11 protein-coding genes are annotated in these 12,439 nt (G+C 32.9%); 7 read left to right on the forward strand and 4 right to left on the reverse strand.

Annotated features, from left to right (window positions below; all coding sequences use genetic code 11):
- The first annotated feature begins 8 nt into the window (after window positions 1–8).
- The 4 genes from RM519_RS00105 to RM519_RS00120 all read left to right on the forward strand — a co-directional run bounded on the left by RM519_RS00105 (window position 9) and on the right by RM519_RS00120 (window position 3,961).
- Window positions 9–824, forward strand: coding sequence for a M48 family metallopeptidase (locus RM519_RS00105; RefSeq protein WP_311591409.1), 816 nt, complete (start codon window positions 9–11; stop codon window positions 822–824).
- 74 nt (window positions 825–898) lie between these two features.
- Window positions 899–2,209: an MFS transporter gene (locus RM519_RS00110; RefSeq protein WP_311591410.1), complete on the forward strand. Its 1,311-nt coding sequence runs from the start codon at window positions 899–901 to the stop codon at window positions 2,207–2,209.
- Window positions 2,199–3,383 carry an L-2-hydroxyglutarate oxidase gene (lhgO, locus tag RM519_RS00115; protein WP_311591413.1) on the forward strand — a complete coding sequence of 395 codons (1,185 nt, stop codon included), beginning with the start codon at window positions 2,199–2,201 and terminating at the stop codon, window positions 3,381–3,383. The genes RM519_RS00110 and lhgO overlap by 11 nt, the downstream gene beginning before the upstream one ends.
- Window positions 3,380–3,961: a DUF6134 family protein gene (locus RM519_RS00120; protein WP_311591415.1), complete on the forward strand. Its 582-nt coding sequence runs from the start codon at window positions 3,380–3,382 to the stop codon at window positions 3,959–3,961. Before lhgO ends, RM519_RS00120 begins: the two co-directional genes overlap by 4 nt.
- A gap of 43 nt (window positions 3,962–4,004) precedes the next feature.
- Here the strand turns inward: RM519_RS00120 and RM519_RS00125 are convergent, their stop codons facing one another.
- The 4 genes from RM519_RS00125 to pta all read right to left on the reverse strand — a co-directional run bounded on the left by RM519_RS00125 (window position 4,005) and on the right by pta (window position 11,089).
- A complete protein-coding gene (locus RM519_RS00125) occupies window positions 4,005–6,590 on the reverse strand; it encodes a zinc-dependent metalloprotease (protein WP_311591416.1) in 2,586 nt (861 codons plus the stop codon).
- A gap of 139 nt (window positions 6,591–6,729) precedes the next feature.
- Window positions 6,730–7,773, reverse strand: a complete 1,044-nt coding sequence (locus tag RM519_RS00130; protein ID WP_311591418.1) for a DUF4421 family protein — start codon at window positions 7,771–7,773, stop codon at window positions 6,730–6,732.
- 37 nt (window positions 7,774–7,810) lie between these two features.
- On the reverse strand, window positions 7,811–8,998 hold the full coding sequence (locus tag RM519_RS00135) for an acetate/propionate family kinase (RefSeq protein ID WP_311591419.1): 1,188 nt from the start codon (window positions 8,996–8,998) through the stop codon (window positions 7,811–7,813).
- A 3-nt stretch (window positions 8,999–9,001) separates the two neighbouring features.
- Window positions 9,002–11,089, reverse strand: a complete 2,088-nt coding sequence (pta, locus tag RM519_RS00140) for a phosphate acetyltransferase (RefSeq protein WP_311591420.1) — start codon at window positions 11,087–11,089, stop codon at window positions 9,002–9,004.
- Between the two features lie 213 nt (window positions 11,090–11,302).
- On the opposite strand from pta, the gene rpsF reads away from it, so the two are divergent.
- The 3 genes from rpsF to rplI are packed head-to-tail and all read left to right on the forward strand — an operon-like array spanning window position 11,303 to window position 12,412.
- Window positions 11,303–11,644, forward strand: a complete 342-nt coding sequence (gene rpsF / locus RM519_RS00145) for a 30S ribosomal protein S6 (RefSeq protein WP_311591421.1) — start codon at window positions 11,303–11,305, stop codon at window positions 11,642–11,644.
- A gap of 5 nt (window positions 11,645–11,649) precedes the next feature.
- Window positions 11,650–11,946 carry a 30S ribosomal protein S18 gene (gene rpsR / locus RM519_RS00150; RefSeq protein ID WP_070235748.1) on the forward strand — a complete coding sequence of 99 codons (297 nt, stop codon included), beginning with the start codon at window positions 11,650–11,652 and terminating at the stop codon, window positions 11,944–11,946.
- Between the two features lie 13 nt (window positions 11,947–11,959).
- The gene (gene rplI / locus RM519_RS00155; RefSeq protein ID WP_311591423.1) at window positions 11,960–12,412 is read left to right on the forward strand and encodes a 50S ribosomal protein L9; all 453 of its coding nucleotides are present in this window, start codon (window positions 11,960–11,962) and stop codon (window positions 12,410–12,412) included.
- Window positions 12,413–12,439: the final 27 nt, after the last annotated feature.

The raw sequence follows: 12,439 nt of genomic DNA on the forward strand, positions 1-12,439 counted from the left end.
CTAGAATTATGAAAAGGTTAGTAACTTTAAGTTTGGTTGCATTTTTGTTCGCAGCCTGTAGTACCGTGCCAATCACAAATCGAAATCGTATAAACATTGTTTCAGATGAAGAGATATTACCTGCAAGTTTTGCACAATATGAAGGATTTTTAAAAGAAAACACAATCTCATCAAATGTTGAGAAAACTGCAGAGATAAAAGCTGTAGGAAGAAGAATATCTAGATCTGTAGATCAGTTTATGAGAACCAACGGAATGACTAAAGAAGCAGATAGTTACCGTTGGGAATTTAACCTTATCGCAGATGATGTTGTAAATGCTTGGTGTATGCCAGGAGGAAAGGTGGTATTTTATGAAGGTATTCTACCAATATGCGCAAATACGGATGGTATTGCTGCGGTAATGGGACATGAAGTTGCACATGCTTTTGCAAAACACGGGCAAGAAAGAATGACAAGTGCATATGGACAACAATTGGGAGGATTGGCAGTAGCGATAGGAACATCTGGTGAATCTGAAGAGTCACAGATTTTATGGAACACCGTTTATGGTGTTGGGTCACAAGTTGGAATGTTAGCTTATAGTAGAACACATGAGAATGAAGCGGACAAATTAGGTATGGTTTTTATGATCATGGCTGGATACAATCCAGAAGAAGCAGTTCAGGTTTGGGTAAGAATGAGTGAAAGAAGCAATGCTAGCGCTCCTCCAGAATTCTTAAGTACGCATCCGTCAAATGAAACTAGAATTGCAAATTTACGTGCCTATTTACCAGAAGCAAAGGCGCATGCAGAACGAATTAAAAAAGAAGTATCAGCACAATAGTCGAATTGTTATTTAGCTACAAATTATTATATATTGTACTACTATATGATTTTTCAAACTAATCTTTACATTTTATGTTAAAAAAAGGAGATAAAAAACTCATAAATGCTTGGGCATTTTATGATTGGGCAAATTCTGTTTATTCATTGGTCATAAGCACAGCAGTTTTTCCAATATATTATACAACACTTACCGAATCATTTGTAAATATTGAAGGTAAAGTAACTTTTTTAGGCACCCAATGGGACCCAACTACCTTGTACGATTACACCCTTGCATTTTCATTTTTAATTGTCGCTTTTTTGTCACCAATTTTATCTGGTATCGCAGACTATGTAGGGAATAAACTAAAATTTTTAAAGCGATTTTGTTTGCTAGGTTCCATTTCTGTTATGAGTTTGTATTTCTTTGAAGGTGAAGAAACCTTATGGATAGGCTTACTTTTTACGGTTTTGGCTAGTATCGGTTTTTGGGGAAGTATTGTTTTTTACAATGCGTATTTACCAGAAGTAGCACATCCAAAAGATCAGGATAGAGTAAGTGCAAAAGGTTTTATTAATGGCTATGTTGGCTCTATAATTTTGCTAATTTTATGTTTAATGTTAATTCAAAAACCCGATTGGTTTGGAATTGAATCTACAGGAGTTGCCACGAGATATTCGTTTATTTTAGTTGGCTTATGGTGGTTAGGGTTTGCACAAATTACTTATAGAAGATTGCCAGTTGTTGAGAAAAAAGAGAAGTTAAAAAAAGAAGTTTTTTGGAATGGATTGAAGGAATTGAGAAAAGTTGCTAAGGAGATAAAAGAATATCCTGCATTGAAAATATTTTTAATTTCATTCTTTATGTTTAGTGTTGGCGTGCAAACCATTATTTTAATGGCGGGTATTTTTGGAAGCAAAGAATTGGAATTACCAACAGCCGACCTTATTACCGTTATTTTATTAGTTCAAGTAGTCGCAATTTTTGGAGCATTTTTATTCTCTCGATTATCTGAAAAAGTGGGAAATATAAAAGCATTGAAACTCGCTATTATTATTTGGGGATTGGTTTGTTTAATTGCCTTTATGCTAGATAAATCACAACCAAATGTAGGCCATTATTTTTATGGTTTAGGGGGGCTTATTGGGTTGGTATTAGGTGCCATTCAATCGCTTTCTAGATCTACGTATTCAAAATTATTACCTGAGACAGATGACCATGCTACATATTTCAGTTTCTATGATGTTACCGAAAAATTAGCCATTGTTTTTGGTATGATTGTCTTTGGACTATTAATTGCACTTACAGGTTCAATGCAATGGAGTGTGTTGTTTTTAGCAATTTTCTTTGTGTTATCCTTTGTTGTTTTAAGCATTATGAAAAGGACAGAACATGTCAAATAAATTTGATTTCATTGTTGTTGGTGCTGGGATAATTGGATTGGCAACGGCTTATAAGTTGCAGTGTAAATTTCCGAGTAAAACAATTGTAATTCTCGAGAAGGAGCCCGAAATTGGCTTACATCAAACAGGAAGAAATTCAGGTGTCATTCATTCTGGAATCTATTATACACCAGATTCTTTCAAAGCAAAGAATTGTAAAAATGGCAGAGAACAATTGGTTTCATTTGCTGAAAAGTTTGATGTTGATTATAAAACTTGTGGAAAAATTATTGTCGCAACTTCAGAGGCCGAAGAAGGTCTTTTGGACATTATTTTTGCAAAAGGAATACAGAATGGTACGCCCGGTATTCATTATCTAACATGTGATCAAATAAAGGAGAAAGAGCCTTATATTAGGGGGGTAAAAGGAATTTGGGTGCCGACGGCAGGAATTATAGATTATGTAGGCTTATGCAAAAAGTTTATGGAGCAGATTGCTTCCATAAACTCACAAAGTAAAATAGTTACCAATTGTAAGGTTGAATCTATTTTAGATGGAGAAATAGTTACTTCTTTAGGTTCGTTTAATAGTGATAAAACTATTTGTTGTGCAGGGCTACAAGCGGATAGGATTGCTAAAAAGAACAAAGTAGATCCTAAATTGCAGATTGTTGGGTTTAGAGGAGATTACTATGAAATGACGGAAGCATCAAAATTTAAAATTAGAAATTTGGTATATCCGGTTCCAGATCCAAACTTTCCGTTTTTAGGAGTTCATTTTACACCAATGATTGATGGTAGGGTAGAATGTGGACCAAATGCTGTATTCTCTTTTAAAAGAGAAGGGTATACCACAACTAGTTTTAACTTAAAAGACAGCTGGCAAGCCTTAACGTATAGAGGTACTTGGAAATTGTTTTTTAGGCATTGGAGAAAAGGAATTGAAGAGTACAAACGGGCATTTTCTAAAAAAATGTTCGTAAAAGAATTACAAGGCATGATGCCAAGTATTACAATGGATGATGTAAAGCCGGCTAGGGCAGGTGTTAGGGCACAAGCATTGGATAGTAAGGGTGGTTTAGTAGATGACTTTAAAATTGTAGAAAGAGGTAATGTAATTCATGTTTTAAACGCACCATCTCCAGCCGCTACTTCTTGCTTGGCTATTGCAGATCAAATAATTCAAAAGATATGAGAAATTTAATTTCAGGAATGTTTTTAGCCTTTAGCATTGTTTCATATGCTCAAAAAGAAATAAGAACGTTTGATATTTTTCATAAAGGGAAAAATGTCGGAAAGTTAATTGCGGAGAAAGTAATTAATGATGATATCACAGATTATTCGAGTCGTACAGAGATAGAACTACATATCTTAACAAAAATAAATGTTGTTTACGATTATGAAGTGAGTTATTTAAATGAAAGATTACAAAAAGGAACTGTTGTTGTAACTATTCACAGAAAAGAAAAAACGAACGTAAAAACTGAAGGAATGAATAACAATTACAACTATTATTCAGATGGAAAGAAGTTACGCGAGTTTAAAAAAGAAATAACAAATAGTGTAGTAAAACTATTTTTTGATGAACCAATTGGTATAAAAGAAATTTATGCTGAAGAGACGGGTGAATTTCAGAAAATAGAGAAGGAAACTGATTTGTATGTGAAAACTGCAAAATCGGGTCATAAAAACCAATACTATTATAAAGATGGTAATCTGGAAAAAGTGGAGGTAAAAGGAGGGATTGTAGAGTTTTCGATGGTAAAAAAATAAAAGCGTCTGTAGAGACGCTTTTATTTTATTAATATTATTCTAACTATTTAATTTCTTTTAAAGCATTATCTATTAAGATTCTTAAATGCTGTTTATGGGCTTTAGATGAAATGTTCCCGGAATTTGAAGACATTGTTCTTATGGATTTTAAATTATATAAAGCCATAGATTTCGCTGTATGCGTATATGATGAAGAACTTTTTCCGGTAAGCATGTTAATTAACATATTCGTATATTCAACTTGAAGGTTTTGTCTAAATGAGTTAACGTTGCCTGAAATATCAGTACTAAAGATAGATTTATTTAAATCTGTCATAAAAGAAGTTAATGAATACTCATTTCCATATAATTCCGAATCACTAATTCTTTGCAGCGTATTTCTGTGTAATAATTGAGCTAATACTCGTTTTTGGAAATTAAGAATTCGACCATGGATTTTTGGATCTTCGGGTCCACCGAAAAAACCAAAACCTCTTCTTTGACTTGCTATAAAATTGTATAATTCGTTTGGAGCATCAAATGCATTTGGAGCAAAGATATGATCTTCTAATCCTTTCATTGCTCTTTTTTGATCTTCTAAACTTACAGGCGTATAGGGCTGAGTGGCTCCTTCTTGACCAACCATGGCTCTATCTACATAAACTCCACCAATATATTTAGAAATGATAGTGCCAGAACCACCAATTTGATTGGTTAATATTAAGTAAGCATTTTTTAACTCTTGATAAGATTTTCCATCTTCAGTAAAGGTATTTTTAATGGTTTTTAAGGTATTTTTAGAAAGTGTTATTCTATCTAGGGCAAATGTAATTGGATCATTCGAATGATCGTAAATATTCACTCTTGGGTCAATTCCTTTACCAGTGCTCCTCATATCATCTGCGTCATTTCCAAAAACCAATTCTGGTTGTGTTGATTTACTTAGTAATGATTCTCGTTCTTGGTCAGATTTAAATGGCTTATATCCAAACTCTATTGCCCATTTATCGTATGGCCCAACAGAATTATCATAATAAATACCTTGTTTACTTCTATCTACAGTTACATTTATTGAAGGGTATTCCATTACTGAAGTAGATAGTGCTTTTCCTTCAATAAGTTCTGGAGTTGCAAGTTCTTCTGGACTGAATAGTTGACTGCCCTTCATGTTGTGATTTAATCCTAAAGTATGACCAACTTCGTGCATAATTAGTCGCATCATATTATCATATAGCATTTTGTCCAATTCTAATTTTGAATCACCAAAGGCCGAGATAACAGTTTTTCCAAAAAACGAACTTTCTTGCATTAGTTCTCCGGCTATACAATTGTATTTTTCATTATTATAACTATTGTAAGCTATATTGTCCGATGCTTCATTATACATTTTATCAATAGTTAATCTATTTGTAAAATGCACATATTCTAACATTATATCGGCCCCCATAATTTCACCAGTTCTAGGATTTACAAAACTAGGTCCATAACCACCGAATGGAGGATTAGGCGATGAGGTCCATCTCAAAACATTGTATCGAATGTCACCGGCATCCCAATCTGCATCGTCTGGTTGCATTTTTACTACCATGGCATTTTTAAATCCTGCTTTTTCAAACGCTATATTCCAACGTAGAACACCTTCTTTAATAGTTTCTCTCCATTCAACAGGTGTAGAATTTTCCATCCACCAAGTAATGGGCTCTACAGGCTCTGAAAGTTCTGCCTCTGGATTCTTTTTTATTAGGTTCCATCTATGTACTAAATCTCTATAATTTGCAGTCTCTGTAGAAGTTTTATCATCAACCTGTGTTAAGAAATATCCAACTCTCGGGTCATCAAATCTGGGCTCATAATCATTGTCAGGCATTTCAATAAGACTATGAAATATTTTTATACTTACATTTCTACCGTCACTTATGGCGTTAGAACCACCGTTTAATGTAGACGATTTAGAGTAGACATATTCAATAGCAAGATCTGTGTTTTCTGGATAATTTCTAATAGCATTAATTTTAGTTTTATTTTTGTCTAAATTGCCTAAAGAAAATGCAGTAGGAGGAGTTCCTGGTCGTTTCGATGGTTTAATTTGCGTAAATGTTTCTTTTAAAAATAGGTCATCAGCTTTTATAAGATACAATCCCTTTTTATCATCGCTAGCCTCAACTTTTAAACTGGCCATTACACCTTCTGTGTTATTCGCATCGGCTGATTTAGACAATGCACTTTCTGGATCAAAGTAAAATGAAGTGTTTTGTTTCGTGAACTCAATTTTATTAAAATATTTAGAAATTTTAAAAACAGTAGAACCTCCATAGGCTCCTCTAAAAACTCCAAAATCTGTTGCTCCATTCGCCACTTGAGAAAAGTGAATGTATTCTTTATCAAGTTGTTCTTTTGTTATAAGCATATTAACAGACCCTGTTAAAGTATCTTGGTATATTTTAAATAGACCATCGATTTCTTTACTAGATTTGGTCAAATCTGCAATAGTTTTCTTTTTGTCTTTTTTAGGAACTGGTTTGGCAGTTTGTTCGGTTTTTGATTTTTTGTTTTTCTTCTTCTGTGCATTAACAGAATTTGATGTTAAAGTAATTGAAACCACTAAAAGCAAACTCAATAAGCTTGCTAGTTTTGTCGTATAATTTTTCATAAACGTTAATTGATTTAAGTTAGCGAACTTTCAAGGAAAGTAAAAATTTCAACGAATATACTGATAATTAAATAATTAAAAGGATGTAAAATTGAGATATTGTAAAATTGAGATATTGAAAAATTGGAATTGATTAAATCTAATCCTGTTTTAAAACGGGAATAGTTTGTTCTATCTTGTTAATAGGTTTTGTTACAAGTCTAGGAGCTTTAAACCTATATCCAAAAAACAAAAAATAGGCATTTTGAGAAGATAAATATTCTATTCTTTCCTCAGAATGCTTAAAGTCCATTGCGCTGTGTTTAAAGGATAGTCCAAAGTATATTTTCTTATCATTGAAACCAATACTAGAGCCTGCATTTAATGAGGTAAGAAACGCGTTGTGATTTGATTTTTCATAGAGACTGTTATTATATTCTGTAACTTTTCTAAAATCATATCCAAAACCAGGTGCTGCAAAAATAGAAGCATACCATTTTTTATAAACAAAAGTATAGTAATAGGCTAAATTTAAGATTCCTGTAAAACCACTGTTGTCACTAAAGTTTTCTCTAAATTGTGGATTACCATCTTCATCGATGTAATTGTCTAACCCATTTATACCGTATATCATATACGTTATGCTAGGAATAAAACTTCCAGCACTTCTAAGTTGAACCTCTGTATGGGATTCTGTGGCTCTTAAAGAATATTTACTATTGAATTTATAGGCAGTTACGCCCGAAAATACTTTCGTTTTTAAATCTGGAAATATAAAATGGTTATTGTTGTAGTTTTGCACGAAATCTTCATCAGAGACATAATACCCTTTCACTTGGTTGTATTCGAAATGATGCGACCATCTTGGAAAAATTAGTTTAAACTTTAATCGAAACGTTTTTGGGTCTCCTTTTTCTTCATCGTTAGCATTATTAGGTCTTATTCCAAGACGTAAAGAAGCCCATTTGTAGTTAAACACAAAGGCATATCGCAATCCTAAATTGGGTTTTATTTTAATCGAACTGCCCTCAAATGGAATTTTATATGCCGGAATTTCATTACTTAACTCTAACTTAATATTTAATTGATTTGTGTAATCTTCAATATATTTAAATGGCAATGTTACGCTATCTTTTGCTTCTTGCTGTTGAGAAAAAACAGAAGCAATTGGTACTAATAGAATCCAAAAAAATAGTTGTTTCATAGTTGATGTTAAGTCCGAATTTAGATGGTAAAAGTACTTAGTTATTTACTAAATTAAAAGATTGTCTTGCTATTTCAATTTCTTCATTTGTCGGAATTACAAGAATTTTAACTTTACCATTATCAGTCTGTATTTCAGTTAATTCTTTTGGCCTGCAATTATTTTTAGCCAAATCTATTGCTATTCCTAAAAAATCTAAATCAGCACAAACTAATTGACGCATATAACTTGAATTCTCACCAATACCTGCCGTAAAAATGATGGCATCAAGACCATTCATAATACTTGTAAAACTACCAATATATTTTTTTATTCTATAGGCATTCATTTCCAATGCCAATTGGCATGTTTTATTCCCGTTTGATGCTTCACTTTCGATTTCTCTTAAATCACTAAATCCGGTTAAACCGAGCATGCCACTTTCTTTTTGCAACATTGTGTTTACTTCTTTTAGAGAATAACCCAAGTTGTTTACTAAGTGGAAAATGATGCTGTGGTCAATATCCCCACTTCGAGTGCCCATAATTAAACCATTTACAGGACTAAACCCTAAAGTATGGTCAATACTTTTTCCATCTTTTAAAGCGGTCATACTACATCCATTTCCTAAATGAATGGAAATTATTTTGGATGATTGGGTATTTAAAAATTCAATCGCTTTTTCTGAAACATATTTATGACTAGTTCCATGAAAGCCATATAAACGTATTTTATCTTCTTCTAGAAATTTTGTCGGAATGGCATAAGAATGCGCCTTTTGAGGAATTGATTGGTGAAAAGCAGTGTCAAATACTGCGATTTGTTTCGCTTTGGTGAATATACTTTCTGCAACTTCAATACCTTCGTAGTTTGGTGGGTTGTGTAATGGTGCTAAAGAAAATAAAGATTTTATTTTATCCTTTACTTCATTTGTAATCAAGGTTGTTTTTGAAAAAGTACTTCCGCCATGTACAACTCTATGACCAACAGCTTCGATCTCGTCAGTAGATTTAATCACACCGTTTTTAGCATCTAACAATAAATTCACAACAAGGTTTAATCCCGTATTGTGGTCAGGAATATTTTCAATTACATCATATTTAAATTGTTTTGATTTGTAATGAATTTCGGCATTGTCAAGACCAATCCTTTCAACCAGTCCGGAACAAATAACGGTTGCTTCGGGCATTTGAAATAATTGATATTTTAGAGAAGAACTTCCTGAATTAAGAACTAATATTTTCATTTGTTAAAAATCTTGAGACTGAATTGCAGTCAGTATTACAGTGTTATAAATATCTTCTACAGTGCACCCACGACTTAAATCGTTTACTGGTTTGTTTAAGCCCTGTAGCATTGGACCGATTGCTAAGGCACCTGTTTCTCTTTGAACAGCCTTGTAAGTGTTATTTCCTGTATTTAAATCTGGGAAGATTAATACTGATGCTTGGCCAGCTACTTCAGAATCTGGGAGTTTGCTTTTTCCAATATTCATATCAACTGCAGCATCGTATTGAATAGGTCCTTCTATTTTTAAATCCGGTCTTTTTTGTTTTACAATTTCGGTGGCTTCTCTCACCTTATCAACGTCAGCGCCTTTGCCAGAAGAACCTGAAGAATAAGAAAGCATCGCAATTTTTGGATCAATTCCAAAAGCTTTACTTGAATCTGCTGAGGAAATAGCAATTTCGGCTAATTGTTGTGCATTTGGATTTGGGTTAATAGCGCAGTCTCCAAATACAGAAATCCGGTCTTCTAAACACATGAAAAATACGGATGATACCACAGAAACATTGGGTTTTGTTTTAATAAACTGCAAAGCAGGCCTAATGGTATGTTGTGTAGTGTGCGCAGCACCAGAAACCATTCCGTCCGCATGGTTGTTATAAACCATCATTGTTCCAAAATAAGAAACATCCGTCATAATATCTCTCGCCATTTGAATGGTTACATTTTTATGCTTTCTTAATTCATAAAAAGTTTGAGCATAAGATTCAAAATGTTCAGATTCAATTGGATTTATAATTGCAATGTCATTCAATTCCAAATTTAATTTTTCAGCTAGGGGTCTAATTACGCTCTCATCACCGAGGAGCGTTAAACCTACAATATTGGTCGCTGATAATTGGGCTGCCGCTTTTAAAATTCGAGCATCATTTCCTTCAGGTAATACAATATGTTTTTTTGTGACTTTTGCTTTTTGTTGCAGATGGTATTGAAACATCCTTGGTGTTATTGATTCTGATTTAAACTGAATCAGTTTATTGGCTAAGGCATCTACATTTACGTTTTTTTCAAATGTTTCAATAGAAGAAACTATTTTTCTTTTGTTATCTGCATATATGTGTGATTCAATTGCTCCAATTTTATTAGTTACTTCAAAAGTGCCTTCTTTTACACTTAATATTGGAACAATTTGAGAGAGTCCTTCAATTAATTTAAGAATAGGCTCTTCCGGAACCAATCCTCCAGTTAGAACCATTCCTGCAACAGTAGGGTAGTTAGATGAAAGATTTGCTTGTAAGGCGCCGAGAATAATATCTGCTCTATCTCCCGGTGTTATAATTAAACAATTCTCTTCTAAACGAGTTAAATAATTACGCAATTGCATAGCACCCACTTTAACTGTAGCCACTTGATTGTTCTTTTCTTCGTTACCCAATAAAAAGGATCCATTTATTGCAGTTGCAATTTCTTTTATAGATGGGTTTTTTAAGGACTCTATTAAAGGAATAACATTTATCAGAACATCTTCTGGAAAATACTTAGGCATTCCAGTCTTTACTAATTCTACATTTTGAGTAGATATTTTATTCGCAACGACGGAAAGCACTTCAACATCTCGTTCTTTAAATGAATCATATGCAATATGAAGATCACCTATAAATTCATCCATGTTTTTTCCAATTCCACTTGAAACTATGATTGCCGGAATTCCTAAGTTTTTAGCAATTAAAATATTTGAGTCTAACTCAATCGCAGTTCCTTCACCAGAAAAATCAGTGCCTTCAACAATTAAGAAATCGTATTTAGATTCTAATTTTTTGTATTTATCTATAATTGTATCTATTATCTCACCTTCCTTACCTTGATTTTTTTTCTTAACGAATTCACTTCTCATAAAACCATATGCTTCCTCATGATTTATGTCTAAATCAAAATGAGATATAACGGTATTTAGATGATTGTCTTTTTGACCTTCTTTAATATCATCAATAATGGGTCTAAAATATCCAACTTTTGGAGTACGACTTGTAACTAATTTCATAAGTCCAAGTGCTACTATAGACTTTCCACTACTGGGCTCGCTAGTTGCGATGTATACTGCTTTGTTCATGCTAAACTTTTTGCAAAGATACTTCAAACAGAAAATGATGAAGTATGATAATTGTCATAAATATAACACTTATTTTAATTCTGAACCTTAGAGTTTTTGATCCTAGAATTTAATCACAAAAAAAGAGGTAATTATATTTTGAATAAGCGCTTGTCAATTCGCTTAATAACTGTATATTTGCAGCCTTAAAAAGTAAAATTTAAATTATTAATTATGAATCATTACGAAACTGTTTTCATTTTGAATCCCGTTTTATCTGAAACTCAGATAAAGGAAGCAGTAAAGAAGTTCGAAGACTATCTTGTTTCCAAAGGTGCCGAAATGATCCACAAAGAAGATTGGGGCTTAAAAAAATTAGCTTACGCAATCCAACACAAAAAAAGTGGTTTTTATCACTTATTTGAGTACAAAGTAGCAGGTGAAGCTTTAGCTCCATTTGAACTTGAATTTAGAAGAGATGATAGCGTTATGCGTTATTTAACTGTGAAATTAGACAAACACGCTGCTGCTTGGGCTGAAAAGAGAAAAGCACGCGTTAAATCTCCTAAAAAATAATTAGCATGGCAAATTTAGAACAATCAGCAAAAGGAGGAAAGCAAGGAGATGTTAGATATCTAACTCCACTTGACATAGATACTAAAAAAGAAGCAAAATACTGTCGTTTTAAAAAGAACGGTATCAAGTATATTGATTATAAAGATGCAGATTTCTTAATGTATTTAGTAAATGAGCAAGGTAAAATTTTACCGCGTCGTTTAACTGGTACATCTTTGAAATACCAACGTAAGGTTTCTGTTGCTATTAAAAGAGCACGTCACTTAGCGTTAATGCCATATGTAGGTGATTTATTAAAATAATACAGAGGAAGATATGGAACTTATATTAAAACAAGACGTAGAAAACGTAGGATTTAAGGACGATGTTGTTACTGTTAAAAATGGTTACGGACGTAATTTTTTAATTCCTCAAGGTGTAGCGGTATTAGCAACTACATCAGCAAAGAAAGTATTAGCAGAGACTTTAAAGCAACGTGCATTTAAAGAAGAAAAATTAATCAAAGATGCAACTAAGATTGCTGATGCTTTAAAAGCATTAGAGATTAAGATTTCAGCTAAGACAGGAGAAAAAGATAAATTATTCGGTTCAGTTAATAATATTGATGTTGCTGCAGCTTTAGAAAAAGCAGGTAATGCAATTGATAAGAAATTTATTAAAGTTGAAGGTGGTAATGTAAAAAGATTAGGAAAATATAATGCAGCTGTGCGTTTACACAGAGCTGTAATTGTTGACTTAACATTTGAAGTTATTGCAGAAGCTAAGTAGTTAACTATCAGTAGAAAGTTAATAACA

The sequence above is a fragment of the Urechidicola vernalis genome (assembly GCF_031846385.1).
Classification (GTDB): domain Bacteria; phylum Bacteroidota; class Bacteroidia; order Flavobacteriales; family Flavobacteriaceae; genus Urechidicola; species Urechidicola vernalis.

Bases quoted from the DNA above. Each gene is read 5' to 3' on its own strand.
- pta (WP_311591420.1), bottom strand. From the start codon at position 11,089: ATGAACAAAGCAGTATACATCGCAACTAGCGAGCCCAGTAGTGGAAAG.
- RM519_RS00125 (WP_311591416.1), bottom strand. From the start codon at position 6,590: ATGAAAAATTATACGACAAAACTAGCAAGCTTATTGAGTTTGCTTTTA.
- rpsF (WP_311591421.1), top strand. From the start codon at position 11,303: ATGAATCATTACGAAACTGTTTTCATTTTGAATCCCGTTTTATCTGAA.
- RM519_RS00110 (WP_311591410.1), top strand. From the start codon at position 899: ATGTTAAAAAAAGGAGATAAAAAACTCATAAATGCTTGGGCATTTTAT.
- lhgO (WP_311591413.1), top strand. From the start codon at position 2,199: ATGTCAAATAAATTTGATTTCATTGTTGTTGGTGCTGGGATAATTGGA.
- RM519_RS00130 (WP_311591418.1), bottom strand. From the start codon at position 7,773: ATGAAACAACTATTTTTTTGGATTCTATTAGTACCAATTGCTTCTGTT.
- RM519_RS00120 (WP_311591415.1), top strand. From the start codon at position 3,380: ATGAGAAATTTAATTTCAGGAATGTTTTTAGCCTTTAGCATTGTTTCA.
- RM519_RS00135 (WP_311591419.1), bottom strand. From the start codon at position 8,998: ATGAAAATATTAGTTCTTAATTCAGGAAGTTCTTCTCTAAAATATCAA.
- RM519_RS00105 (WP_311591409.1), top strand. From the start codon at position 9: ATGAAAAGGTTAGTAACTTTAAGTTTGGTTGCATTTTTGTTCGCAGCC.
- rplI (WP_311591423.1), top strand. From the start codon at position 11,960: ATGGAACTTATATTAAAACAAGACGTAGAAAACGTAGGATTTAAGGAC.
- rpsR (WP_070235748.1), top strand. From the start codon at position 11,650: ATGGCAAATTTAGAACAATCAGCAAAAGGAGGAAAGCAAGGAGATGTT.